This is a genomic window from Lichenicola sp., from assembly GCF_965198575.1.
GTDB lineage: Bacteria > Pseudomonadota > Alphaproteobacteria > Acetobacterales > Acetobacteraceae > Lichenicola.
Genome location: NZ_OZ240671.1, coordinates 661,062 through 685,256, shown reverse-complemented (window position 1 = coordinate 685,256; position 24,195 = coordinate 661,062). Strand labels below are relative to the sequence as shown.

Below are 24,195 nucleotides of genomic sequence, written 5' to 3'. Positions count from 1 at the left end.
CCAGGCACCCCCGGGCAGGATCGGCCCGACGTTGCGCGCAGGCGTCTGACAGGCGTGAGCCTGCTGGCGGTTGCCTTGCCGGTCTAACCAGGTCCCTATGCCGACCTTGTGAACGGGCGACATCGTGATCCCGGCAATCATCCCCGCCGCCCTGCAGCCTGGCTTGAACCCAAGCGAGACCGGTCCCGCCAAGCGGGAGATACCGCGACGCAAGGCCAACGAGCGATCCACCGGAGCCGTCTGTCACCGCACCGGCAACCGGCTAGACCGTGTCTTCGCCGCCGACCGCGCAGAACATCCAAGACACGCGGCACGCGCTTCAGCGTGGCCCGGTTCTGCCACACTGCCGGAAAGACCATCAGCCGAGGATGAGCTTCTTAAGCCCCTCGGCGACACCGGCCACGACGACGATGCTCACCGCCCAGATGCCGATGAACCACAGCACCCGCACCGCCAGGCGACGTGGCGGCTTCGCGTCGGCAGGCACGAACTCAGTGATAATGCGTCTCCCCGTCGATCTTGCCGCGGAAGACCCAGTACGAGTAGCTGGTATAGGCCAGGATCGTCGGGATCAGCACCACGGCCCCCACGAGCAGGAATTTCTGGCTCGAGGGCGGTGACGAGGCCTGCCAGATGTCGATGCTCGGCGGCACGATCCACGGCCAGAGGCTTACACCGAGCCCGGTGAAGCACAGGAAGAACCAGCCGAGCGCGCACAGCAGCGGAAGCAGGTGGTGTCGCTCGTCGTCGACGCTGCGCCAGAACAGCAGCGCCAGCACCGCCACCAGGATCGGCACCGGTGCGACGAAAAGGATACGCGGCCAGACAGCCCAGTGCCGCAGGTAGTGCAGGTGCAGGGTGGGCGTCCACAGACTGACCACGACGATCATTGCCAGCGTGACGAGGGCCAGGACCTTGGCGTGCTTGCGGGCCCGCGCCTGTAGCGCGCCACCGGTGCGCCAGACCAGCCAGCAGGCGCCGAGCAAAGCATAGCCGACCACGACGGCCAGGCCGCAGAACACCGAGAAGCCGCTCAGCCAGTCGAACCAGCCGCCGGCGTACTGGCCGTCGACGACCTTGATGCCCTGGATCAGCCCACCGAGGATCAGCCCCTGGGTGAGGGCCGCCAGCACCGAGCCGCCGAAGAACGCGACGTCCCAGATCAGCTTGGAGTGCTGGCTTTCGGCGCGGAAGCGGAACTCGAATGCCACCCCGCGGAAGATCAGCGCCAGCAGCATGGCGATGATCGGCGGATACAGCGCCGGCAGGATCGTGGCGTAGGCGACCGGGAACACGCCGTAGAGTGCCGCCCCGCCCAGGATCAGCCAGGTCTCGTTGCCGTCCCACACCGGGGCCACGGTGTTGACCATGACGTCGCGGTCGGGCCGCTCGTACTCGACCGCGAACAGGATGCCGAGGCCGAGATCGAACCCGTCCAGGACGATGTAGGCCAGCACCGTGAAGCAGGCGATGCAGGCCCAGACGATCGGCAGCCAGTGTGCCTGGTCCCCCATGCTGCTCACTCCGCCGGATGCGGTGCTGTGTAGCCCGGCGCGGGACGCGGCCGACGATCGGCCTTGCTGCCGGTGCCCTGTGCGGGGCCGGGATGGATGCCGGAGGTGCGGGTGGGCTCGCGGGGATCGAGGCCGGGCTCACCGAACTCGGGCTCCTTGCTCATCAGCCTGAGGATGAACACCAGGCCGGCGCCGAAGACCGCGAAATACACCACCACGAAGGCGATCATCGAGGTGGCGATGCCGGGCAGGGCGATCGGCGAGACGCTGTCGGTGGTCCGCAGCAGGCCGTACACCGTGTAGGGCTGACGACCGACCTCGGTGGTGATCCAGCCGCACAGCAATGCCAGGAACCCCGATGGCGCCATCACCAGGGCGAACCGGTGCAGCCACACGTTCTCATAGAACGTCCCCTTCCAGCGCAGGAACAGGCTGAACAGCCCGAGCCCGAACATCAGGAAGCCGAGCCCGATCATGATCCGGAAGGTGAAGAAGATCAGCGGCGAGTAGGGTCGGTCGGCAGGCGCGAACTGCTTCAGCCCGGGCACCTTGCCGTCAAGGCTGTGGGTCAGGATCAGCGAGCCTGCGAACGGCAGCTCGATCTTGTAGTCGGTGGTTTCGGTCTTCATGTTCGGGATGCCGAACAGGATCTCCGGCGCGCGGCCCTTGGTATCCCAGTCGCCTTCCATCGCCGCGATCTTCGCCGGCTGGTATTGCAGCGTGTTCAGGCCCTGGGTGTCGCCGGCGAGGATCTGCATCGGCGCCACGATCGCCGCCATCCACATCGCCATCGAGAACATCACCCGTACCGCCTCGGTCGGCTGGCGGCCGGCCTTGCGGTCACGCAACAGGTGGTAGGCGCCCACCGCGCCGACCGAGAACGCGACGCACAGGAACGCCGCCAGGCCCATATGCACCAGCCGGTACGGGAAGGACGGGTTGAAGACGATCTTCCACCAATCGTCGGGCAGGAAGCGGCCGGTGGCCTTGTCGATGACGTAGCCGGCGGGGGTCTGCATCCAGCTGTTGGAGGCGAGGATCCAGCTCATCGAGATCAGCGTGCCGATCGATACCAGGCAGGTGGCGGTGAAATGCAGCCGCTTGCCGACCCGGTTCATGCCGAACAGCATCACGCCGAGGAACCCGGCTTCGAGGAAGAACGCCGTCAGCACCTCGTAGGCCAGCATCGGGCCCAGCACCGGGCCGGCCTTGGCGGCGAAGCGCGACCAGTTGGTGCCGAACTCGTAGGACATCACCACGCCGGACACGACGCCCATCGCGAAGCCGATCGAGAAGATCTTCAGCCAGTAGCGGAACAGGTCGAGATAGACCTGCCGCCCGGTTTTCAGCCACAGCCCCTCGAGCACGGCGAGGTAGGCGGCAAGCCCGATCGAGAACGCGGGAAACAGGATGTGAAAGGCTACGGTGAAGCCGAACTGGGCACGGGCGATGTGCAGGGCCGTGATGGCGAACATGACGGAGCGGCGCCTTCGGTTGAAGCGGCAGTGCGCCGGCAATCGGCACACGGGTCGTCATCGGAGTGCTGAGCCGGAGCCAGCATATCCGATGCTGATCAGATGGCCAGCGCCTGCCCCGGTTTCAAATGCCAGATCGGCATCGTCACGGTGTCGAAACTGAAGCGGTGCCGGTGGCGGACCCCGGCCGGGGGCCGATCTGCAGCAGCGGGATCCGGCCGAGGCTGAGCAGGCCATGGCGGAGGTCGAGCGGGAGGTGGATGTGCGGACCGGGCTCGGACGCGGCAATCAGCCCGAGCACCGCCGCGATCGAGCGGGACACGCCCGGGCGCAGCAGGCCGGCTTCCTCCAGCTGGCGGAGCACCGGGTCGGGTTGGGTCAGTGCGAGCTGGAACCCACCGTCGAGCGCGCCATCCGCATCGAGACCGGCATCGCCCGCCAACGCGGCACTGCTGCCGCCCCACTCGAGGCTGGCCTCGGTGATCCGGAGCTGCCCGCCGGACCCGCGCCACCTGTCAAGCGCGTCCTTAAGTCGCATCTGCAACTCCGGCCGTCGACCGGTGAGCTGCAGCCGGAGCCTGGCCTGCTGCAGCACGCGCATCGGGGTGCGCAGCCGGGCCGGCAGGGCGATATCGTGCAGGTCCAGCGAGAGCGAGACGGCCGGCTGATCCGGGCCGGCGGGAACAGAGGCCGCCGCCTGGTCGGGTGTCCGGGTGGGTGGCCAGTCGAGCCGGCCGTTCGCGTCGGCGAGCTGGGCGATGTCGTCCGGTCCGCTCCCGGGTGCGGCGACATGCAGGGCCTCTGCATCGAAGCTGAACTGCCGCGTGCCGGCTTGCCCGCGAGCGTCGTCATCGTCGGGCAGGTGCAGCGCCAGCCGTGCCGCCCAGAACCTCAGCGCTACGGCATCGGGTGAACCTGATGCCACCGACAGCGTCTGCGTGCCGCCCGCGATGATGGTGGTCCGGTGCGGCGGCAGCAACGACAGGCTGAGCGTCGCCCGCTCGCCGGACCAGCCGATGCCGCCCGGGATCAGCCGATCGGCGCCGGCGAGGGTCGGCCGGATCAGGATCAGCGTGGCCGACAGGGGCCAGCCGCCGCGCTCGCCGGCCCTCGCGGTGAAGTGCCAGCCGCTTGCACGGGCGTCCTGGGCGAGTGCGGCAAGGCGGCGATCCAGCACCCGCTCGAGCCGGAACCACATCAGCGTGTCGAGCCCGACCAGCAGGGTCGAGAGCAGCATCGTGGCGACGACCAGCGCACGAAACCGGCGGGACCGGCGGGAGCGTTCTGCAGGATGCATCGACACCTTCATAGATCACCTCGCAACCCCTCGCGAAGTCCTTGAACTGGCGAGGCTGTCAAGCCGACCGTCCCGGCATTCGGGGCAACCATGCACAGGGTTGTCCACACCCTTGATCGGCGCGCCGTTGGACTGGCGTGGAATGGCTGCCGGTCGCTGTGTCCGGCCGCCACGGTATGCCGTCCCGGGCGCGCCATTCAGCAAGGTGGTAGTGAGGCTAACGTAGGTTCGATAGTGGCTGCCATGCCATGAGACGAATCGAGCCCGGTGGGACGTCCCCGAAGTGCTTCTTTCATCTGGATATCGGGCGGTTTTAGCCGCGGCCATCCCCGATCTCCGGCATCCTTCCCACAGTCTTATCCACAGGCAGGATGGCCGCCCGGCGGGCTTCCACCGAGATCCAGGCGCGGCGGATTTCCGCCAGCAACTGCCCGCGCCTGAGGCCGGCCGGAATCGCCGGGGCGATGTCGATATGGATGCTCCCCGGGTGCTTCATGAACGCCCGTCGCGACCAGCGCTTGCCGGAATCGGTCGCCACCGGCAGCACCGGCAGTCCGGCATGCGACGCCAGTGCCGCGACGCCCGGCTGCAGCGGCACGGCGTCGCCGGCGAGCACCCGGGTGCCTTCCGGGAAGATCACGATCTGGCGTCCGTCGTCCCGCGCGGCTTCGGTGGCGCGCATGAGCTCACGCAGCGCCCGCGCACCACCCTGCCGCTCCAGCGGGATCATGCCGGCGAGCAGCAGCATCGGCCCGACCAGCGGGATGCGGGTAAGCTCGCGCTTCATCACGTAGGCCGGCCGCGGCACCAGGTTCATCCAGACCAGGGTGTCGAACGCCGACTGGTGCTGCGAGGCGATCAGGATCGGACCGGTCGATGGCAGGTGCTCGGCGCCGGTCACCACGACGCCGATGCCGCAGATGTGGCGCAGGCCGGCCAGCGTCAGGCGGGCCCAGCATTGCGCGTAGGCGAGGGCGTGCCGGCGCGCGAACAGCCGGACCCAGAAGGCGGCCAGGCCCATGACGATGGTCAGCAGGAGGAAATACAGGTTGAACAGCCCGGCGCGGAGTAGCGTGATGAGTTGAGTCATGCCGTCTCCCGCAGGTGCGCCGAGCCGGTCAGCCCGACCTCGACCGCCAGCCATTTGCTGTATTCCGAGGCCAGCAGTCGCAGCGTGCCGAGCCGCAACCGTCCGAGCCCGGCCTCGGCCAGCGCCGGCGGCTGCACCGGGTCCGGGTAGAGGGCGATATCGGGGAGTGCGGTGCCGATTTCCGCCAACGCCCGGCGCATATGGTAGCCGGCGGTGACGACGATCAGCGAATGCAGGCTGTTGGCGCGTGCCCAGGAGGCCGCCTCGATGGCGTTGCCGACGGTCGAGGTGGCGCTGTGGCCCAGAGCGATGCGGTCCGCGACCCCGGGCGGCAGGCTGCGACCGGTGGGCCGCATGACCTGCTGCAGGTCGAGATGCTCCGATACCCCGGAGATCAGCATCAGCCGGGCGCGCTGCTGCTGCAGCAGGTCGAGTGCTGCCTCGATGCGTCCGGCACCCCCGGTGAGCACGACGATGCCGTCGGCGACCGGGACCGCGGCCGCCGGCTGCATCGCGGTCCAGGCAAACCAGCCGAACCCTCCGCACCACGCTGCCACCAGCAACAGCAGCAGCACAGCGAACGGGCCGCGAAACCGGTGGCGGTGCGCGCGGGCGTGCCGGTCGGCGGGTGAGGGACGCAGCGCCGACCTCATGGCAGGCGCCGGAGCCAGGTGCGCACGGTCGCCTGCGCCGTGCACCAGCCGATCGCGGCCGCCATCACCGGCAGCAGCGGCAGCGCGATCCAGAGCGGCAGCGGCATGCGACCGAAAGCCTGCTCCAGGGCGTCGAATCCGAGCGCGCCCGGCTGCAACGCGGCCAACGGGTCGGGCATGCCGGGTGGCAGCGGCGTCGGTCCGGGAGGGGCCGCGAACGGTGCGGCCAGGCGGCACAGCGTCAGCAGCAGCGGCACCGAGACGATCGTGCCGAGCGCGCCCCCGGTGACCGCCAGGCTGGTCGCGCGGCGGGCAAAGCGGCCGGCGATGTAGCTGTCGCTGGCGCCGAGGCCGTGCACGATCTCGATCGCCTGCCGCCGTGCCGCGAGCCCGGCGCGGGTCGCCACCGCCACCACGGCGACCGCGACCCCGGCCACGACCAGCAGCGCCAGCCCGGCACAGGCCTGCAGGCTCGTGGTCAGCACCACCAGCCGGTCGCTCCAGGCGCCGTTGCTCTCCACCAGCGTGCCGGGTGCGGCCTGGTCGAGGCGGGCGGCAAGTCCGGACGGCGCGGCTTGGCCGGCGCGCAGCCGCAGCTCCACCACGGCGGGGAGCGGCAGGGCGATGCTGGCGGTGTCGCCGAGCCAGGGCGAGAGCAGCCCGGCGAGGGCATGGGCATCGAGCCGATGCACGCTAACGAATGCCGAATCGGCCGAGAGCAGCGCCGCCACGGCGTCGATCCGGGTGGTCGCAGCACCTCCCGACGCGGCGGCCTGGTCGCCGTCCGGCACCTGCACGGTCAGCACGCTGGCCGCACCCGAGCTCCAGCGGCTCGCCAGCAGCGACGCACCGACCGCGCCGGCCAGCGCCAGCGACGCGAGGAAGGTCATCGCAGCGACCAGCGCCGGCAGCAGCCGGTCGGACAGCGCACGGCGCAGCGCCAGGCCGTCGGACCGCTTGCGCGACGACTTCGCCGACGGGGCCCTAGCCATCATCGACCAGGGTGCCGCGCTCGAGCCGGAGCGAGGGTCCGGGGAAGCGGCGGGTCAGGCTCTCGTTGTGGGTGGCGACCAGCACCGTCGAGCCCATCTGGTTGAGCTCGAGGAACAGCTGCATGAGCCGGATCGCCTGCGGCTCGTCGAGTGCGCCGGTCGGTTCGTCGGCCAGCAGCAGCGGCGGCCGGTGCACCACCGCGCGGGCCACCGCAACCCGCTGCTGCTCGCCGCCGGACAGTTGCGGCGGCGTCGCCTGCAGCTTCCGGCCGAGCCCGACCCAGCGCAGCATCTCGGTCACCTCGGTCTCGATGCGGTCCTCCGGCAGCCCGTCCAGCCGCAGCCGCAGCGCCACGTTGTCATACACGCTGAGCTCGGGCAGCAGCCGCAGATCCTGGAACACCGTGCCGGTGCGACGTCGCAGCTTCGCCAGCACCGATCGGCGCGCCCGCTTCACCGACACCCCGAACAGCTCCATCTCGCCGTGGCTCGGCCTGGCGCTCAGGTTCAGCAGCCGCAGCAGGCTCGACTTGCCCGCCCCGGAGGGCCCGAGCACCCAGCGGAAGGACCCGGCCGGGATCTCGAAGCTCACCGCATTCAGCACGTCGATGCTGCTGCCGGGGCTGCTGCCGGGGGTGCGCCCGGCGGCATTCGTGCGGTCATAGCGCAGGCCGACCTCGCGCAGATGGATCACTGCCGGACGCGTCCGCCGGCCGGGCGGCAGCTGCCAACCGGGGTGGCAACGACGGTGGCGACGCGGCATCGCGCGGGGAATACCAGAAGCATTCACCATTTCTACAGGAAGTTGTGCGACGCTGGGACGTCGAAAGGTGGGGGCGATCAGCGATGCACGTCCTCTGCCCGTCCTGTGCGGCGGAATACGAGATCCCGACCGCCCAGCTCGCCCGCCCGCGCCTGTTGCGATGCACCGGCTGCGGCACCGAATGGCGGGTGCCTGCAGTTGTGGAGCCGGTGGTCGAGGCGCCTGCGCCGGACGACCGGGCGGAGAAAGCATCCTACGACGAGCCGGCCGGGATCACGCTGGCACCGCTCGGCTTCATGCCGGGCGCCATCGCCGAGCCGGCCTCCGCGTCGCCGTCGCAACAATCGGGGCAACCGGGCTGGGGCATCGGCGGCAGGCGACTCTGGGTCGTGCTCTGGATCCTGAGCCTGGTGGTCATCGCCGGCGTGGTGCTGGCGCTGTGGCATTGGCACGCCCTGATCGGGCACCGCTGGCCGCCCTCGATGCGCCTCTGGCAGCTGCTACCGAGGGCGAACCTCCGGTAAGCGGCACGCCCCAATTTCCAAGCGCAGCGACCGTTCGAGACCAGGTTGTGCCGAGCCCGGCGTGTCTTTCGAGACCCGGAGCGGAGCGGCCTGTTGGCCGTGAGCATGCGGCAAGCGCAGACGGTCGCGCCGGATCGCCGGCACAGCCGGGTCTCGAGCGGTCTCACATTTCGCGGGCGGCCAGGGCGGAGAGGGTCGCCCCGATCGCCGCGACCGCCATCAGCAGCAGGCCGGCCATGACCAGCCAGACGGCGGTGATCCAGTGGCCGGCGATATGGATGCCGGTCGGAATCGTGCCGGAGATCGTGTTCAGGATGTCGCGGGCCTGGCTGTCGGTGTTCGCGGGAGCACCGGTGCCGGTCAGGCCGGTGCCGGTGGTGATGGCGCCGACGATCTTCGGCAGGGCCCACCAGCCGATGCCGGCGACCAGCAGCAGCGGCGCCAGCAGTTCGGCCAGCTGCTGCAGGAAATAGAACACGAAATGCAGCACGCTCCAGACCATCAGCCGGAGCAGCATCAACGGCGTGCGTCCCCGACCGCCGACCTGCTGGCGGGCGGCCTGCGGGCGGACGGCGACCCGGGCCGGGACCGGCTGGGCAAGCGGTTGATCATGCGGGGGCTCGATCCGGGTAGTGCCGTTCATCGCGGTTCTCTCTCCTCGCATCCCGATCCGACCGCGCGCCCTTGCACAGGACGTCGTTCCACGTGCGGCGACCCTGGATCGGGTGCGGGCTGCCACGCTGCTCTAGACCCGCGCGGCGTCCCGCGGCAACAGAGGGCGTTCCGCCTGCAACCGCGACGGCCCGGTTCAGCCCGATTGCAGCGCATCCTCCGATGCATCCGCCCGGCGCTCCGGAACCTGGGCAATCCGGTCCGGGTCCGGCAGCGAGAGGATCGCCAGCAGGCCTGCGAGGCAAACCAGGCCTGCAAGCAGGAACGGTGCCCCCGGAAAATGCAACGGGCTGCCTGGCCTGGTGGCGAGCTCGAACACGATTCCGGTGACCACCGGGCCGACCACCATGCTCAGGCCCTGCAACGAGGACAGGCTGCCCTGCAATTCGCCCTGGCGCCGCGGTCCGGCAGCGATCGAGAGCATCGACTGGATCGCCGGATTGCCGAGGGCGGCCACCGCCAGCAGCATGATCCCGGGCAGCATGATCCAGGTGCGCGAGGCCAGCGCGTAGGCGAGGTAGCCGGCGACCGCGAAGCCGTACCCGGCCAGGGCCGTTCGACGCGGACCGAAGCGCCTGGTCATGCGGCCGACCAGCACGCCCTGCACCAGTGCCTGGGTGATGCCGCCGAGCGCCAGGGCGGCGCCGTTCTCGGCGATGCTCCAACCGAACCGCATCTGGTTGGCCAGGATGAAGCTGCTCTGCTGCGCGCCGAGCGCCACCCAGCCGCAGCACCAGGCGAAGCCGAGGCGTCGGGTCCAGCCGTTCTGGTTGAACAGCGTGAGCGTGCCGATCGGATTGGCGCGCTTCCAGGAGAAGGCCCGGCGCCGCTCGGGCGGCAGGCTTTCCGGCAGCACGACCAATCCATACACCACGTTGCAGGCGATCAGCGCGGCGGACACCAGGAACGGCAGCCGCAGCCAGATGCTGCCGAGCCAGCCGCCCAGCGCCGGGCCGACCACGAAGCCCAGCCCGAACATCGCGCCGACCAGGCCGAATGCCCGGGCGCGCTGTTCCGGCGGCGTCACGTCGGCGACGTAGGCGGTGGCGGCGCCGATATTGCCCGCGAGTGCCCCGGCCACCAGGCGCAGGACCAACAGCCACCAGAGGTTGGGCACCCAGATCCAGAGCAGCGCGTTCACGCCCAACGCTGACAGCGAGATCAGCAGCACCGGCCGGCGTCCGAACCGGTCGCTGAGGCCTCCGGCGATCGGGGCGCACAGGAACTGCATGCCGGCGAACGCGGCAAAGATGATGCCGAGCCACAGCGACGCCTGCGCGTGCTTCAGGTGCCCGATCTGCATCACCATGTCGGGCACCACCGGGATCACGATGGCAAAGCTCAACGCGTCGAGCGCGATGGTGGCGAGAATGAAGCCGGTGGAGGCGGGATGTGAGCGCATGCCGCAGCGGCACCGGACGGCCGGTTGCCGTCAAGGGCGGACCGCACGCACGACTTGAACCATCGTGCGGCGGCTGCTCAATTTTTCGCGGACGTGGTCCCGGCGGCGAGCGGCACCAGTGCGGACAGGAAGATCCCGGCGCATGCGGCCCAGGTGAAACGCTCGGCGTGCGCGCGACAATCGCCACGGTCGGCGTCGAGGGCGGCGAGTGCGGACGCGCGCAGATCCGGGCCGAAGGCGCCGACATGGCCGGATGCGTCGCCGAGGATATCCTTCGGTCCGGTGACGTCGTACGCGGCGACCGGAACCCCGCAGGCGAGCGCCTCGAGCACCACCAGCCCGAAGGTGTCGGTGCGGCTGGGGAACACGAACACGTCGCCACCGGCATAGGCGGCCGCGAGCTCGGCTTCGGAGAACGGTCCGGTGAACACGACGTCCGGATACCGCGCCTTGAGGGCGGCGAGTTGCGGACCGCCGCCGACGACGATCTTCGAGCCCGGTAGCTCGAGCTCGAGAAATGCGTCGATGTTCTTTTCCACCGCGATCCGGCCGACATAGAGAAAGATCGGCCGTGCGACGTTGTATTCGGTGGCCCAGTCGCGTCGCGGTTGCGGATTGAAGCGCGCCAGGTCGACACCGCGCGACCAGCGCACCAGGCGGGTGAAGCCGCGCCCTGCCAGATCCTCCTGCAGGCTGCGGGTGGCGATCAAAGTCGCGGACGCGTCGTTGTGGAAGCGCCTGAGAAATGCGTACGCGATGCCGACCGGAATGCCGGTGCGGGCGTGGATGTATTCCGGAAACCGCGTGTGGAACGAGCTGGTGAAGGCGAACCGACGCCGCTTCGCCCACGCGCGGGCGGCGAGACCGAGCGGTCCTTCGGTGGCGATATGTAGATGGTCAGGCGCGAACTGCTCGATGATGCGGGCGAGGCGGCGCTTCGGCAGGATCGACAGGCGGATGTCGGGATAGGTCGGGCAGGGGATGGTGCGGAAGCGGTCCGGCCCGACGACCTCGACGTGATGGCCGAGTGCGCGCAGCTCGTCGGTGACGGTGGCGAGCGTGCGCACCACGCCGTTCACCTGTGGACGCCAGGCATCGGACACGATGAGGATGCGCCGGGCGGGGGCGTCGGTCTCGAGCCTATCCCGTGTGGGAGCGGCCGGCTGCAACGCGAACTGGTCCAATTCAGGCGGCAACCGGCTGGGGACGCGGCTCGGGTGCGGGGTCGTGTCCTGGAGCCGCACGGCGGCGCGGCTCGCGGGTGGCGAGGAACGACAGCCGGCGACGCTCTGCCCAGTCGATCAGCTCCAGTCGCCCGCCATCATGCTCGACCAGCGCGGTGCAGCTTTCCACCCAGTCGCCGTCGTTGATGTAGAGCACGTCACCGATGTCGCGCATTTCGGCATGGTGGATGTGGCCGCATACGACGCCGTCCACGCCGCGTCTGCGGGCCTCCGCGGCGAGCGCCTGCTCGAAACGATCGATCGCCATGACGGCACCCTTGACCTGGCGTTTGAGCCACGCCGAGAGCGACCGATACGGCAGTCCGAGCCGCCGGCGCACCAGGTTGAAGCCGCGATTGATCACCAGCGACGCGGAATACGCGCGGTCGCCGAGCAATGCGAGAAACCGTGCGTAGCGCACGACACTGTCGAATTCGTCGCCGTGCATGACCAGCAGGCGACGGCCGTCGGCGGTTTCGTGGATGGCGTCCTGGCACAGCCGGATGCCGGCGATCTCGAGTCGCATCGGCAACCATTTGCGGAAGATCTCGTCGTGGTTGCCCGGGATGTAGGTGACCTCGGTGCCGTTGCGGACCATCTCCAGGATGAGCTGCAGCACTGCGTCGTGATGCGCGTCCCAGTACCAGCTCTTGCGCAGGCGCCAGCCATCGATGATGTCGCCGACGAGATAGAGCTTGTCGCAGGCGATCTGGCTCAGGAAATCCACCAGGAAATCGGCGCGACTGCCGCGCGTGCCGAGATGCACGTCGGAAATGAAAACGGTTCTGTAGTGGGTTGCCGGAGGCTGGAGCTGGATGGAATCCACAGGCTCTCTCCCATGTCGATCGAGTGCCTCGCCCAAAACGTTCATGACGCGACGCCGCCGCTATATCCCGGTTCGCAACCTCCACGTGTGACATCTCGATGATGCCCGATTACGACCGTGACACAGGATCGTCACGAACATCGAGGCCGGCTCTCCGTTATCAAGGAAAGTCACGCGTTGCGCGTCTGGATCATCTGGCATGCTCGTCATCTACAACCCGACCGCAGGACGCAGGCGTGTGCGCCGACTCTGGGCCGTGCTCGACGTGCTGGTGGCGCACGGCGTGCGACTCGAGGTGGCGGAAACCATGCACGCCGGCCATGCGCAGGCGCTGGCACGCGAGGCGGCACGCGCGGGTGTCAGGCTGGTCGTCGCGGCCGGCGGTGACGGCACCATCGCCGAAGTGGCGGCGGGACTCGACGGCTCGAACACGCTGCTCGGCATCATCCCGCTCGGCACCGCCAACGTCCTGGCACACGAGCTGCGGCTGCCGACCGATTCGACCGGGATCGCCTCGATCCTGACGTCCGAGCGCACCGTGCCGCTGTGGCCGGGCATCATGCAGAGTGCGCTCGGCACCAGGCTGTTCGTGCAGATGCTCGGCATCGGCTTCGACGCGCATGTGGTGCATCACATCTCGCGTCCGGTGAAGCGCGTGCTCGGCAAGGGCGCCTATGTCGTGCAGACGCTGCGCGAGTTGCCGCGTTACCGGTTCGGACAGATCCGCCTGCGCGTCGACGGCGAGCAGATGCAGACCGGCAGCGTCATCATCGCCAAGGGGCGGCTCTATGGCGGCCCCTACCTCTTGGCGCCGGACGCCACGCCGACCGCACCCGGTTTCTCGGTGATGCTGTTCGAGCATGCCGGAATCGCGTCGGCCCTGCTCGCCGGCGCCGCCCTGCCGTTGAACATGCTGGGCCGGGTCCCAGGCGTGACGCATCGCCGCGCGTCGGAGGTGGAAGTGCTCGAGCAGGACGGGCTGCCGGCGCAGGCGGACGGCGACCCGGCCGGCACGGCGCCATTGCGGGTCACCGATGCGAGCGGCCCGCTGCGGGTGCTGATCGGCAACACCATCCAGTGGAGCAACGGCCGAAGCGGCGTGACCGTCGATCGGGTTCCCGACACCGCCCTGCCTGCACTCGTTCCGGGTGCATTGCCCGGGTTGGGGGAGGCAGGGATCGCGTCCGGCACGACGCGAACGCACTAGCGCCACGCGATGGGCCCGCGCGCGGTGTCGCGGTGGCGTCAGGCGGGTTCCACAGCCATCACCGCGAGTTCGTTGCCGTTCGGGTCGGCGAAGTGGAACCGGCGACCTCCGGGGAAGCCGAAGATCGGCTTGAGGATGCGGCCGCCGCATGTCGTGACACCGAGCATGGCGGCCTCCAGATCATCGACCTGGATGACCGCCAGCGGCGCCGCCGTCACCTCCGCCGGATCTGACTGCAGGCCGATATCGACGTCCCCGGTCATGGTGCAGGCGTAGCTCGGGCCGAAGCCGGTCAGCTGCCAGCCGAAGGCGCCGGCATAGAACAATCGTGCGGCATCGATGTCCTTCGAAGGCAGCTCGATGAAATTCGGACGCGCGACCATCTGCGGCTCCTTTCGAATCTGTTCATGAAACGTTCTCAGGTCGGCCGGCCTTGGTCAAGCAATATCGCACGCAGTGGCTGGTGCTTGACGCGGCGCCGGCGCGGCTGTCTGGTTGGCCGCGAACAGCGGATCGGACGGAGCTCAGAGTGTCCGGCAAGGTCGTCGTGTTCAGCCTGGCAGATCGCATGTTCGCCCTGCCGGCGGATCAGGTACGCGAGTGCCTGCCGTTGCCGCTCCTGTGGCGTCGCGACGGTGTGCCGGCCCATGTCGCCGGCTTCTTCTCGATCGGCGGCGTCGTGCTGCCGGTTCTGGATCTCGGCTTGCTGCTCGGTTTGCGTTCGATCGAGGAGGACGCGGCTTCCTTCGAGGCGGGCGGCCTCTACCGGCATCTGCTGCGTGTGGGCGACCTGGCGCTGCTGGTGGACCGCGTGACCACCCTGGCCGACCGCGCGTCCGGACCGCGCGAGGCCCGATCGGATGACTGGCAGAAAGCCTGCGTCATCGGCTGGATCGAGATCGATGGCCTGCGGGTGGCGTTGCTCGATGCCGGCCGCATCCTGCTGGCCGACGAGGCGTCCCGGCTGCAGCGGCTGACCGAGGAGGCCGCGCGGCGCCGCGCGCTCTGGACCGCCGATGCCGGCTGATCCGCAGTCGCCGGGGCTCATCGCGGATCGTGTCGCGCCGATGACGGGCGATGCCGACCACGCGGTGTTCGCGCGCATCAAGGCGATGGTGATCGGCCGCACCCTGCACCACTACTACCAGGACAAGGACGCGCTGCTGCGCGAGCGGCTGGCCCGGCGGATGCAGCAGACCGGGCTCGATGCCGCCGGCTACCTGGCCAGGCTCGAGGCACGGGACGGTGCGGCGGCCGCCGAGGCGGAATGGCTGGCGCTGGAAGCCGAGATCACCGTCGGCGAGACCTTCTTCTTTCGCTATCCGGAGCAGTTCGCAGCACTGGAGGAGCGCATCCTGCCGGAGCTGATCCGGGCCCGCAGCGCCACCCGCAGGCTGCGGATTTGGAGCGCCGGTTGTGCCTCGGGCGCGGAGCCGTACTCGATCGCGATCCTGCTGCATCGCCTGCTGGGGAGCGCGCTGCCGGACTGGAGCGTCTCGATCCTCGGCACCGACCTCAGCGCCACGGCACTGCAGGCGGCGCAGGCCGCGGAGTATGGCGACTGGGCCTTGCGGACGATGCCGGATGCCGACCGCCAGCGTGATTTCATCGCGGTGGCGGGGGGCAGGCGCTGGCAGCTGCGGCCGGCGTTTCGCGGCATGGTCCGGTTCGAGCGGCACAACCTGCTGCGGCTGCTCGACACCGACCTGCCGCTGCAGTTCAGCGACTACGACCTGGTGCTGTGTCGCAACGTGCTGATCTATTTCCATGCCGACCAGGTGCGCGCCCTGGTGCAGCGCTTCGCCGGCCTGCTCGCGAGCGATGGCTGGCTGCTGCTGGGTCACGCCGAGGCGGGCACCGGCGTGTTCGAGGGGTTGCGTCCGGTGCCGATGGCCGGAACCCTGGCCTGGCAGCGCGAGATAGCCTCGCCGCACGGCGTTCCGGCCCGGCCGGAGGTGTCGGGACAGCACGTGCCCGCCGCCAAGGAACCGCCGCAACCGGTTGCGAGAGCCGATCGTCCCGCGGCGAGGCGGAGAATTCCGGTGGTCGCGCAGGAAGCTCCGGCGCCGATCGGGACAGTGGTTGTCGAGCCGCCGGGTGGGCCGGTTCATGAGCGCATCCGGGCAATGGCGGATGCGGGGCAGCATGCGGATGCGTTGGCCGCATGCCGGGAGGAGCTTCGACGCCGGCCGGCCGCGCCGTCATTGCTGTTCTATGCGGCCCTGCTGGCCCGAGCCCTCGGCCGCGAGCTCGAGGCGGAGGCGGACTTCCGGCGCGCCATCAGTCTCTGTAATGACTTCGCCATGGCGCATTATCACCTCGGGCTGCTGCTGATGGATGCCGGCCGCATCGAGCCGGGCCGGCGCGCGATCGCCGAGGCCGGGCGGATCGCGCGCGACCTGGCGCCGGATACCATACTGGACGACGGCGACGGCATGACCGCCGGCCGGCTGCGCGTCCTGTCACGCCTGGACTGGGCCGCCGCCCCGGCGAGCGCGCGGTCGGATGCCGGGCCCGGGACCGCATGAGCGACGATGCCGGGGCTGCCTTCCGCCGCCGGATCCTGTCCGAGCGAACCTCGAGCCTGGCAGCCCGTGGTCATGACGCCGACAGGCTTGCAGGCCTGCTCGCCCCGCATCTGCTGTGCGAGGCAACCGGCCGGGTGTACGGCCTGCTGCCGGCGATGATCGAGGCAGTACTGCCGTTCGGTTGCCATGCGGTTCCGCTGATCGACGCGTCCGCGGCGCAGACGATGCTCGGCCTGTTCACCCGCGGCGGCCAGCTCTACAGCCTGCTCGAGCTGACGCGGCTGCTCGGGTCGGGCCCCGCCGCCGGCAATGCCGATGCGACCCTGACCGCGGGCTCGATGCTGCTGCTGCGCCACCCCGGGCGGCGGGTTGCGGTGCGTGTGGAACGGGTGATCGGCCTGGCGGCATTGCGTCAGGCGGGTGCCCCGAGCGATCACCGCGCGACCCTGGCGGAGCCGATAGCGGATCTGCCCGGCGAGGGATCGCTGATCGCGCTGATCGACGCCGCAACCCTGCATGCCGCCATCGACCGCCTCGATGCGCGCGCAGCGGCCATACCCGCCCCCCCGCCGCCCAATCCCTCCCACGCCGCCGTCCCGATGCGTCCGGGCGGACCTGACCGGAGCGTCTGAACACGTGTCGATCTCCCTGCGACTGCTCCTCGGGTTCGGACTCAGCACCCTGCTGATGATCGGGCTCGGCGTCTTTGCCCTGGCCGAGATTGCCGAGGTGCGCGACCTCACCGCCACCATCGTCTCGCGCGACATCGCCGCCTACCGGCTGACCGATGCCGTGCATGACGCGCAGGATCGCATGGCGGCGCTCCGCCTGGTGGTGACCAACCACTACCTGCAGGCCCGGATGGAGGCCGAGGGTCGCGCCGCCGAGGTTCCGCCAGGCCAGACAACGCAAAGCCCAACAACGCCAGGCCAGACCGCACCAGGCCAGACGACGCCAGGCCAGACTTCCGCCGGCCAGGTCGAGGCCGGCATCGCCGACTGGAACCGGCAGGCAGCGGTCGCGGAGAACGCGATCACCAGCGCACGCCAGACGGTGTCGAACTTCGTCGATCTCGCCCGCAATCCGGCGCGGCGGCAGATGTGGGGCCAGGTCACGCTGACGCTCGAGCAGGCCGACCAGCGGCTGGCCGAGATCCGCCGCGACACAACGCAGATGTTCGACGCGATGCGCGCCGGCAACACCGCCGGGGTGATGAAGGCCGATGCCGGGCTGACCCAGGAGCGGGCGGATTTCGACCTGTTGCTGGACCGCGCGACGCAGACCCTGAGCGGCGGCGTGCAGATCGGCGAGCAGCGTGCGACCGAGGTGTACGACACCAGCCGGATGTCGGTGGTCCTGGCCCTGCTGGGCGCGGTCATCGTCGCGGTCGTGGTGACGCTGCTGATCGGGCGCTCGATCATCCGGCCGATGCAGAGCTTTGCCGGACTGATGGAGCAGGTCGGCCGCGGCGACCTCTCGACCCGGGCCGGCACCTACGCCGCTGCCGAGGCCGGGCGGCTGGCGGCATCGCTCAACACGATGATCGACGGTCTGCGCGCGATCGTGCTGCAGAGCCGGGAGGCGACCGACAACCTCAACGTGTCGGTGGCCGAGATCCGCGCCTCGACGCAGCAGCAGGCGGCGGGCGTCGAGGAGCAGCTGGCGGCGGTGCAGCAGACCGCCGCCACCGTCGACGAGATCGCCCATTCCGGCACCCAGATCACCCGGCGCGCGCAGGAGGTGATCGCGTCGGCGCAGGCGACCACCGCCGCCAGCAGCGAGGGGCTGCATGCGGTGCAGGAGACCAAGCGGGCGATGGGCCTGGTGCAGGTGCAGGGCGAAGCGGTGGCGGCGAACATCGTGGCGCTGAGCGAGAAGACCGAGGCGATCAGCGAGATCGTCACCAGCGTCAACGACATCTCCGAGCGCACCCACCTGCTGGCGCTGAATGCGGCGATCGAGGCGGCGGCGGCGGGCGAGCATGGCCGCTCGTTCGCGGTGGTGGCGGCCGAGATGAAGACGCTGGCGGACCAGGCCAAGAGCGCCACCGGCCAGGTCAGGCTGATCCTCGGCGACATCCAGCGTGGCATCAACACGTCGGTGATGCTCACCGAGGAAGCCGTGAAGCGTGGCGCCACCGGACGCGAGCGGGCGGAGACGGCACAGAGCACGATCGAGGAGATGGCGGCCGGAATCCAGGAGGCGGTGCAGACCTTCCAGCAGATCGTGGCGTCCACCAACCAGCAGCAGCTTGGCATCGAGCAGGTGATGACGGCGCTGCGCAACATCCGCGAGGCGAGCCAGCAGACCGCCGCCGGCACCCGCCAGCTCGATCAGGCGGCACTCGGTCTCGGCGAGCTGTCACGCCAGCTGCTCGCCGTCGCCGAACGCTTCCGCACCTGAGCAGCGGCCGGGAGCTCCGGCGATGATCGACCATGAGCTGCGCGCCGAGCTGCTGGCGGCGTTCGAGGCGGAATATCGCGAGCATCTGCAGGCGATCCGCGGCGCGCTGGACGCGGGCGCGGTGTCGGGCGCCAGTCTGCGCGACGTGTTCCGGCGTGCCCACTCGCTGAAGGGGGCCGCCCGCGCGGTCGATCTGCCGGAGGTCGAGGAGATCGCGCACGGGCTGGAATCGCTGCTGTTTGCCTGCGTCGAGACCGGCCAGGCGCTGCCGGCGGATGCGGTGGCGACGGTGCGGCGCGGCCTGGACGGCATCGAGACGCGGATGCGGGAGCCCGCCGGATCCCGGGCGCCGGAAGCCGGGCCGCTTGGATCCGGGCCGCTGGAATCCGGGCAGCCGGAAGCCGGGCCGACGGAATCGGGTGCGGCGGTGCCGGATATGGCGGAGCCCGGGCCGAGGCGTCCGGTCGGGCCGGAACCGGCGGATGCGGCTGCTGTGCTGCCGTCGTCGGCGGCGACCTCGCTGCGGGTTCCGGCAGCCGAGGTCGACCGGCTGGCGGACGCGATGCAGGCCCTCAACGACGCGATGCAGCGCCAGGAGCACGGCCGTCTCAGCCGCCACGAGGCCGCGGCCGAAGCGGCGCAGCTGGTGCGGCTGCTCGACGGGACGTCTGGGGGGGTGTCTGGCGGGCTGCCGGGGGTCCGGGGTGGGGCGCCCGGCCTGGGCGAGTTCGGGCGGCGGCTGAGCCAGCTTTCCCGTCGCCTTGCCGGCGACCTGCGGGACGGGGCGTCGCTCGACTGGCAGCTCGACGAGGCGGCACGTCGTCTGCGCGAGCAGGTCGGACGGCTGGCCCTGGTGGAAGCCGAGCCGATCTTCGGACCGCTCGCGGCCATGGTCCGCGACCTGGCGCGCGAGATGGCCGGGGAGGGTGCCGCGGGAAGCGGCGGCGACGTCGAGATCAGGCTGTCGGGCCTGCAGTTGCGGGCCGAGCGGCAGGTGCTGCAGGCGTTGCGCGACCCGGCGATCCAGCTGTTGCGCAACGCCGTCGGTCACGGCACGGCAGCCCGGGACGCGACGGACGCCAGGATCCCGTTGATTTCGCTGACGCTGTCGCTGCGCGTCGGCCGGCTGGAGATGGTGGTGGCCGATGACGGGCCCGGACCGGACCTGGCGCGCATCGAACAGACCGCGATCCGCCACGGGCTGCTGCCGGAACGAGCTGCCGGCGCACGGCCGCCGGACGAGGCGCGACTGCTGGCTCTGGTGTTCGAACCCGGATTTTCCACCGCGGTCGGGGTCGATCGGCTCTCGGGACGCGGCATGGGCCTGTCCATCGTCGCCGAGGCGGCGCGCCGGCTGAACGGCAGCGTGCTGATGCGACGCGGCCGCGATGCCAGGGGCAGGCCGGTCGGCACCGAGCTGGTGGTGTCGGTGCCGCTGGCCGCGCGTCGCCAGAGCGTGCTGCTGGTCGAGGCGGCCGGGCACATCGTGGCGCTGCCGAGTGCTGCGGTCGAACGGCTGCTGCGGCTCGCGTCGGCGGACGTCGAATGGCCGGAGGGGCATCCGGTGGCGCACCTCCGGGCGGACGGCGCATCCAGCCGCGGCGATGCCCCGCCCCACCCTGGACAGGGCATCGTGCTGCGGCTGCTGGCGCTGCCGGCGCTGCTGGGAGGGCCCGACACGGTTCTGGCCACGCGGAGCGCTCCGGCATCCGGGACCAGGATGGCGACCGTGCTGCTGCGATCGGGGGGAGCCCTGCTCGGGCTGGTGGTGGACCGGCTGCACGACGTCCGCACGCTGGTGGTGCGGGCGCCGGATGCGATCGGGATCGACCGGCAGCTGGTCGCCGGCATCGCCACGATCGAGAATGGCCGCCCGGTGCTGGTGCTGGAGCCGGACGCCCTGGTCGCCGCGGCCGGACGCGCTCGGCCGGGGCCGGCACTCCAGGCGTCCGGGACCCCCGCGCCGCCTGCGCCCGACCGACCGCGGTCCAGGCCGACGATCCTGGTGGTCGACGACTCGATCACGACACGGACACTGGAGAAAACCATCCTGCAGGCGCAAGGCTATCGCGTGCTGGTCGCGGTTGATGGGCTGGAGGCGCTGGGCGTGCTCCGGACTGCGCAGTGGGAGGTCGATGTCGTCGTGGCCGACGTGGAGATGCCCAGGCTGGACGGCTTCGGACTGCTCGCGGCGATGCGTGCGGACCCACGGCTGGCGCCGATCCCGACCGTGCTGATGACCTCGCGCGACGCCGAGGCGGATGTTCGCCGCGGGCTGGAACTCGGCGCCCGCGCCTACATCACCAAGCAGGATTTCGACCAGGGCGCGCTGCTGCGGATCATCGGGCAGCTGCTGCCATGACACTGAACGAGACCGGCATGCCGTTGCCTGGCCAGCCGGGGCCTGGCCAGCCGGGGCCTGGCCAGCCGGGGCCCGGCCACCCGGTGCGCGTGCTCGTGGTGGAGGATTCCGCGGTGATCCGGCGGCTGCTGGCGCACATCATCACGAGCGATCCACGGCTGGTGCTGGCGGGTGCGGTGGAGTCCGCGGAGGAGGCGCTGGAAGCGATCCCCCGGCTGCGGCCGGACGTGATCTCGATGGATGTCAGGCTGCCCGGGATGGACGGGCTGGAGGCGACCAGGCGGATCATGGCGCAGTATCCGACCCCGATCGTGGTGATCGCCGACAGCGTCGAGGATGCCAGCCTGAAGATCTCGATGAACGCGCTGCGATCGGGGGCGCTGGCGGTGGTCGAGAAGCCGCCGGGGCTGCTGTCGGGGGATTTCGCCGCAATCTCCCGGACCATCGCGACCCAGCTCGCGATCATGAGCGACGTGCCGGTGATCCGGCGGCGCCGCGACATGTTCGGCGAGACGATGCCGCCCTCGAATGCCGGCCGATGGCGGCCAGCTGCCTCGGCCGAGCGGCGCCCGGACGATGACATGCCGCTGGTGCTTGCGGTGGCCGCCTCGACCGGTGGGCCGCCGGCGCTGGCCAGGCTGCTCGGTGCGCTGCCGGCGAGCTTCCCGCTGCCGGTGCTGGTGGTGCAGCACATGGGTGCGCCGTTCCTGGAAGGGTTCGCCGGCTGGCTCGACGGGCTGGTGCCGATGCGGGTGACGCTGGCGCAGGACCAGGAGCAGCTGCAGCCCGGCCATGTCCTGGTGGCGCCGGGTGGCCGGCACCTGGCGATCGCGCCGGCGCCCCGGGACCGGGACGCGACGGCGGGTGCGCGGCTGCAGGTGCGGCTGGGCAATGCGCCGGCGGTCTCGGGCCAGCTCCCGTCCGCCACGGTGACGTTCCGCTCGGTGGCGGAGACGGTGGGTGCGCGGGCGCTCGGCGTGCTGCTGACCGGGATGGGCGAGGATGGTGCTGCCGGGCTCGTGGCGATGAAGCAGGCCGGCGGCTACACCATCACCGAGCACGAGAGCAGCGCCGTGGTCTATGGCATGCCGGCCGCCGGGGTCCGTCTCGGCGGCTCGTGCTCAAGCGTGCCGCTGGACGAGATCGCGCAGCATATCCTCGGCCTGCTGCAGGACCGTGATCCCAGGCGTCCGGGGGGCGCATGACCGGCGGGATCACGGATCGACCGTCAGGGATCCAGCCGTCGGCGGCGCCGCGGCTGCTGCTGGTCGAGGATTCCGATACCCAGGCGCTGCAGATCCGTCGGGTGCTGGAGCGGCACGGCTTCGCGGTCGACCGGGCGGCGAGTGCCGAGGCGGCGCTGGAACGGCTGAACGAGCAGCTGCCGGAACTGGTGGTCTCGGACTACCACCTGCCGGGGATGAACGGCGGCGAGCTGGCCCGCGAGCTGCGGCTGAACGTGCGCACGCGCTCGATCCCGGTGCTGATGCTGACCGAGGCCTCCGAGCCGGGCCTGGAACGCGAGGGGCTGGAGAGTGGCGCCGACGCCTATGTGCCGAAATCCGCCGACCAGGAGCTGATCGTGCTCCGGATCCGGGCGCTGCTGCGCCAGAGCGGGGGCCAGAGCGGCAGCCAGAGCGGGGGGTATGCCGGCAGCCAGGCCGGTCAGGTCGCCGGCCAGGGCGAGCCGGCCGACGGGTCGGCCGCACGTCCGGCGTCCGCTGCCGCGCCGACGTTCGGCCATGGCGTCGGGATGTTCCGGCGCGGCCGCATCCTGCTCGTCGGCGAACGGTCCGGACCCGGCGCGGATGAGGGCTCGCTGGCGGCCCTGCTGGCGCGTGACGGCCACCTCGTCGAGACGGCCGCCGGTCCGGAGCAGGCGCGGGCGCTGCTGCAGCCGCCGCGTGGGCAGGGGGCGCCCGATGACGGCCGGCCGGCCGATACCGCCTCGGAGGGGCTTGATTGCGTCGTGGTCGACCTGCTCGCCGAGGGGTTCGACGGGATCGCCTTCTGCGCCTGGATGGATGCCACCCGCCAGACCGCCCTGACCTCCGACACGATGAGGGCGCACGGGACCAGCTTCCGCATTCTCGGCCTCGGCGACGGCTCGAGCGAGAATGGCGCGACCTCGGCCGGGGCGGCGGAGAGCCTGACCGCGCGGGCCTATGCAGCCGGCGTCGATGACGTGGTGTCGGATGTGGCGGGCCTCGAGGCGGTGGGCCTGCGGATCCGCGCGGTGGTGCGTCGCAAGCTGCTGCAGGACGAGACCGCCCGCATCGAGGCGGACATGCGCGAACGCCAGGCGGCCTTCGAGCGGGCCCGTGGCGAGGCCGCCGACAACGCAGCCAAGGCGGCGCTGGCGGAGGCGCTGGCACAGGCCAATGCCGAGCTCGCGGACGCCAATGCCCGGCTGCGCGAGGCGCAGGGCAAGCTGGTGCAGGCCGCCAAGATGGCCTCCCTCGGCGAATTGGTGGCCGGCATCGCGCACGAGATCAACAATCCGCTGGCCTTCATCCTGGCGCACCAGGGCACCGTCGAGCGCCTGCTGGACCAGCTCGGCACTGCGCCCTCGGGAGGCCCGCCCGCGATCGACTGGGCCGAGGCGGCGCCGAAGCTCGCGCGGGCACGCCAGCGGGTCGGCTCGATGAGCCTGGGACTGAAGCGGATCCAGAACCTGGTGCTCAACCTGCGCAAGTTCTCCCGCCTCGACGAGAGCGAGCAGCAGAGCGTGGATGTACCCGACGCGATCGAGACGGTGCTGGCGCTGTTGACCCACAAGCTGGGATCGGGGATCACCGTGGAGCGGGTGTACGACGCACCGCGCGAGTTGATGTGCCAGCCGGCGCTGCTGAACCAGGTCATCATGAACATCGTCGGCAATGCTGCGGATGCCCTGAACGCCGAGGCCGACCGGGTCGCGGGCCAGGATCCGGCCAACGGGACGCAGAACCCGTCGTCCGCTGGCGGCCGGATCGAGATCCGCACCAGCGCCGCGGACGGGCTCTATGCGATCGCCATCGAGGATAACGGCCCTGGCGTGCCCGAGGCGCTTCGCGAGCGGATCTTCGAGCCGTTCTTCACCACCAAGCCGGTCGGGTCGGGCACCGGCCTGGGCCTGGCGATCGCCTACAGCGTCGTGCAGGCCCACTCGGGAGCCATCACCATCGATACAGCACCCGCAGGCGGCGCCCGCTTCACCGTCGTCGTGCCGCAACATCCCGTGGCCGCGGCGATCGCCGTGTTGTCCTGATGATGGTCGCGATC

At 70.6% G+C, this 24,195-nt stretch carries 22 protein-coding genes; 9 read left to right on the top strand and 13 right to left on the bottom strand.

Features of this window, described 5'->3' with window-relative positions:
- Positions 1–358 precede the first annotated feature (358 nt).
- The 8 genes from ACOEQ2_RS03335 to ACOEQ2_RS03300 all read right to left on the bottom strand — a co-directional run bounded on the left by ACOEQ2_RS03335 (position 359) and on the right by ACOEQ2_RS03300 (position 7,715).
- The gene (locus tag ACOEQ2_RS03335) at positions 359–487 is read right to left on the bottom strand and encodes a hypothetical protein (protein WP_419729967.1); all 129 of its coding nucleotides are present in this window, start codon (positions 485–487) and stop codon (positions 359–361) included.
- Between the two features lie 4 nt (positions 488–491).
- On the bottom strand, positions 492–1,514 hold the full coding sequence (gene cydB, locus ACOEQ2_RS03330) for a cytochrome d ubiquinol oxidase subunit II (RefSeq protein WP_419729966.1): 1,023 nt from the start codon (positions 1,512–1,514) through the stop codon (positions 492–494).
- A gap of 5 nt (positions 1,515–1,519) precedes the next feature.
- Positions 1,520–2,989, bottom strand: coding sequence for a cytochrome ubiquinol oxidase subunit I (locus ACOEQ2_RS03325; RefSeq protein WP_419729965.1), 1,470 nt, complete (start codon positions 2,987–2,989; stop codon positions 1,520–1,522).
- A gap of 145 nt (positions 2,990–3,134) precedes the next feature.
- Positions 3,135–4,286, bottom strand: coding sequence for a DUF2125 domain-containing protein (locus ACOEQ2_RS03320; RefSeq protein ID WP_419731127.1), 1,152 nt, complete (start codon positions 4,284–4,286; stop codon positions 3,135–3,137).
- 313 nt (positions 4,287–4,599) lie between these two features.
- Positions 4,600–5,364, bottom strand: coding sequence for a lysophospholipid acyltransferase family protein (locus ACOEQ2_RS03315; protein ID WP_419731126.1), 765 nt, complete (start codon positions 5,362–5,364; stop codon positions 4,600–4,602).
- Between the two features lie 8 nt (positions 5,365–5,372).
- Complete coding sequence (locus tag ACOEQ2_RS03310) at positions 5,373–6,029, bottom strand: YdcF family protein (protein ID WP_419729964.1); 657 nt, start codon at positions 6,027–6,029, stop codon at positions 5,373–5,375.
- On the bottom strand, positions 6,026–7,024 hold the full coding sequence (locus ACOEQ2_RS03305) for a cell division protein FtsX (RefSeq protein WP_419729963.1): 999 nt from the start codon (positions 7,022–7,024) through the stop codon (positions 6,026–6,028). Before ACOEQ2_RS03305 ends, ACOEQ2_RS03310 begins: the two co-directional genes overlap by 4 nt.
- On the bottom strand, positions 7,014–7,715 hold the full coding sequence (locus ACOEQ2_RS03300) for a cell division ATP-binding protein FtsE (RefSeq protein WP_419729962.1): 702 nt from the start codon (positions 7,713–7,715) through the stop codon (positions 7,014–7,016). The genes ACOEQ2_RS03305 and ACOEQ2_RS03300 overlap by 11 nt, the downstream gene beginning before the upstream one ends.
- A gap of 152 nt (positions 7,716–7,867) precedes the next feature.
- Between ACOEQ2_RS03300 and ACOEQ2_RS03295 the strand changes: the two genes are divergently transcribed.
- A complete protein-coding gene (locus ACOEQ2_RS03295; protein WP_419729961.1) occupies positions 7,868–8,308 on the top strand; it encodes a zinc-ribbon domain-containing protein in 441 nt (146 codons plus the stop codon).
- 163 nt (positions 8,309–8,471) lie between these two features.
- On the opposite strand, the gene ACOEQ2_RS03290 is transcribed toward ACOEQ2_RS03295, so the two are convergent.
- The 4 genes from ACOEQ2_RS03290 to ACOEQ2_RS03275 all read right to left on the bottom strand — a co-directional run bounded on the left by ACOEQ2_RS03290 (position 8,472) and on the right by ACOEQ2_RS03275 (position 12,431).
- Complete coding sequence (locus ACOEQ2_RS03290; RefSeq protein WP_419729960.1) at positions 8,472–8,951, bottom strand: hypothetical protein; 480 nt, start codon at positions 8,949–8,951, stop codon at positions 8,472–8,474.
- 165 nt (positions 8,952–9,116) lie between these two features.
- On the bottom strand, positions 9,117–10,382 hold the full coding sequence (locus tag ACOEQ2_RS03285) for an MFS transporter (RefSeq protein ID WP_419729959.1): 1,266 nt from the start codon (positions 10,380–10,382) through the stop codon (positions 9,117–9,119).
- A gap of 77 nt (positions 10,383–10,459) precedes the next feature.
- Positions 10,460–11,494 (bottom strand): glycosyltransferase family 4 protein, encoded by a 1,035-nt coding sequence (locus ACOEQ2_RS03280; RefSeq protein WP_419731125.1) that lies wholly within the window; start codon positions 11,492–11,494, stop codon positions 10,460–10,462.
- A gap of 73 nt (positions 11,495–11,567) precedes the next feature.
- Positions 11,568–12,431: a UDP-2,3-diacylglucosamine diphosphatase gene (locus tag ACOEQ2_RS03275; protein WP_419729958.1), complete on the bottom strand. Its 864-nt coding sequence runs from the start codon at positions 12,429–12,431 to the stop codon at positions 11,568–11,570.
- Between the two features lie 199 nt (positions 12,432–12,630).
- On the opposite strand from ACOEQ2_RS03275, the gene ACOEQ2_RS03270 reads away from it, so the two are divergent.
- Positions 12,631–13,638: a diacylglycerol/lipid kinase family protein gene (locus ACOEQ2_RS03270; protein ID WP_419729957.1), complete on the top strand. Its 1,008-nt coding sequence runs from the start codon at positions 12,631–12,633 to the stop codon at positions 13,636–13,638.
- A 38-nt stretch (positions 13,639–13,676) separates the two neighbouring features.
- Here the strand turns inward: ACOEQ2_RS03270 and ACOEQ2_RS03265 are convergent, their stop codons facing one another.
- Complete coding sequence (locus tag ACOEQ2_RS03265) at positions 13,677–14,021, bottom strand: VOC family protein (RefSeq protein ID WP_419729956.1); 345 nt, start codon at positions 14,019–14,021, stop codon at positions 13,677–13,679.
- Positions 14,022–14,167: 146 nt separating this feature from the next.
- On the opposite strand from ACOEQ2_RS03265, the gene ACOEQ2_RS03260 reads away from it, so the two are divergent.
- Genes ACOEQ2_RS03260 through ACOEQ2_RS03230 form a run of 7 tightly spaced genes read left to right on the top strand, consistent with a single transcriptional unit; the run spans position 14,168 to position 24,181 of the window.
- Positions 14,168–14,665 (top strand): chemotaxis protein CheW, encoded by a 498-nt coding sequence (locus ACOEQ2_RS03260; RefSeq protein ID WP_419729955.1) that lies wholly within the window; start codon positions 14,168–14,170, stop codon positions 14,663–14,665.
- Positions 14,655–16,166: a CheR family methyltransferase gene (locus ACOEQ2_RS03255; RefSeq protein WP_419729954.1), complete on the top strand. Its 1,512-nt coding sequence runs from the start codon at positions 14,655–14,657 to the stop codon at positions 16,164–16,166. The genes ACOEQ2_RS03260 and ACOEQ2_RS03255 overlap by 11 nt, the downstream gene beginning before the upstream one ends.
- The gene (locus ACOEQ2_RS03250) at positions 16,163–16,798 is read left to right on the top strand and encodes a chemotaxis protein CheW (protein ID WP_419729953.1); all 636 of its coding nucleotides are present in this window, start codon (positions 16,163–16,165) and stop codon (positions 16,796–16,798) included. Before ACOEQ2_RS03255 ends, ACOEQ2_RS03250 begins: the two co-directional genes overlap by 4 nt.
- A 4-nt stretch (positions 16,799–16,802) precedes the next feature.
- Positions 16,803–18,569, top strand: coding sequence for a methyl-accepting chemotaxis protein (locus ACOEQ2_RS03245; protein WP_419729952.1), 1,767 nt, complete (start codon positions 16,803–16,805; stop codon positions 18,567–18,569).
- Positions 18,570–18,591: 22 nt separating this feature from the next.
- Complete coding sequence (locus ACOEQ2_RS03240) at positions 18,592–20,931, top strand: hybrid sensor histidine kinase/response regulator (RefSeq protein WP_419729951.1); 2,340 nt, start codon at positions 18,592–18,594, stop codon at positions 20,929–20,931.
- Between the two features lie 17 nt (positions 20,932–20,948).
- Positions 20,949–22,136, top strand: a complete 1,188-nt coding sequence (gene cheB / locus ACOEQ2_RS03235; protein ID WP_419731124.1) for a chemotaxis-specific protein-glutamate methyltransferase CheB — start codon at positions 20,949–20,951, stop codon at positions 22,134–22,136.
- Positions 22,133–24,181, top strand: a complete 2,049-nt coding sequence (locus ACOEQ2_RS03230) for an ATP-binding protein (RefSeq protein ID WP_419729950.1) — start codon at positions 22,133–22,135, stop codon at positions 24,179–24,181. Before cheB ends, ACOEQ2_RS03230 begins: the two co-directional genes overlap by 4 nt.
- Positions 24,182–24,195 lie beyond the last annotated feature (14 nt).

Excerpts from the sequence above, each read along its gene's own strand:
- ACOEQ2_RS03270 (WP_419729957.1), top strand. The coding sequence starts at position 12,631 with ATGCTCGTCATCTACAACCCGACCGCAGGACGCAGGCGTGTGCGCCGA.
- ACOEQ2_RS03295 (WP_419729961.1), top strand. The coding sequence starts at position 7,868 with ATGCACGTCCTCTGCCCGTCCTGTGCGGCGGAATACGAGATCCCGACC.
- ACOEQ2_RS03230 (WP_419729950.1), top strand. The coding sequence starts at position 22,133 with ATGACCGGCGGGATCACGGATCGACCGTCAGGGATCCAGCCGTCGGCG.
- ACOEQ2_RS03320 (WP_419731127.1), bottom strand. The coding sequence starts at position 4,286 with ATGCATCCTGCAGAACGCTCCCGCCGGTCCCGCCGGTTTCGTGCGCTG.
- ACOEQ2_RS03305 (WP_419729963.1), bottom strand. The coding sequence starts at position 7,024 with ATGATGGCTAGGGCCCCGTCGGCGAAGTCGTCGCGCAAGCGGTCCGAC.
- ACOEQ2_RS03240 (WP_419729951.1), top strand. The coding sequence starts at position 18,592 with ATGATCGACCATGAGCTGCGCGCCGAGCTGCTGGCGGCGTTCGAGGCG.
- ACOEQ2_RS03250 (WP_419729953.1), top strand. The coding sequence starts at position 16,163 with ATGAGCGACGATGCCGGGGCTGCCTTCCGCCGCCGGATCCTGTCCGAG.
- ACOEQ2_RS03255 (WP_419729954.1), top strand. The coding sequence starts at position 14,655 with ATGCCGGCTGATCCGCAGTCGCCGGGGCTCATCGCGGATCGTGTCGCG.
- ACOEQ2_RS03325 (WP_419729965.1), bottom strand. The coding sequence starts at position 2,989 with ATGTTCGCCATCACGGCCCTGCACATCGCCCGTGCCCAGTTCGGCTTC.
- ACOEQ2_RS03310 (WP_419729964.1), bottom strand. The coding sequence starts at position 6,029 with ATGAGGTCGGCGCTGCGTCCCTCACCCGCCGACCGGCACGCCCGCGCG.
- ACOEQ2_RS03290 (WP_419729960.1), bottom strand. The coding sequence starts at position 8,951 with ATGAACGGCACTACCCGGATCGAGCCCCCGCATGATCAACCGCTTGCC.
- ACOEQ2_RS03285 (WP_419729959.1), bottom strand. The coding sequence starts at position 10,382 with ATGCGCTCACATCCCGCCTCCACCGGCTTCATTCTCGCCACCATCGCG.
- ACOEQ2_RS03265 (WP_419729956.1), bottom strand. The coding sequence starts at position 14,021 with ATGGTCGCGCGTCCGAATTTCATCGAGCTGCCTTCGAAGGACATCGAT.
- cydB (WP_419729966.1), bottom strand. The coding sequence starts at position 1,514 with ATGGGGGACCAGGCACACTGGCTGCCGATCGTCTGGGCCTGCATCGCC.
- cheB (WP_419731124.1), top strand. The coding sequence starts at position 20,949 with ATGCCGTTGCCTGGCCAGCCGGGGCCTGGCCAGCCGGGGCCTGGCCAG.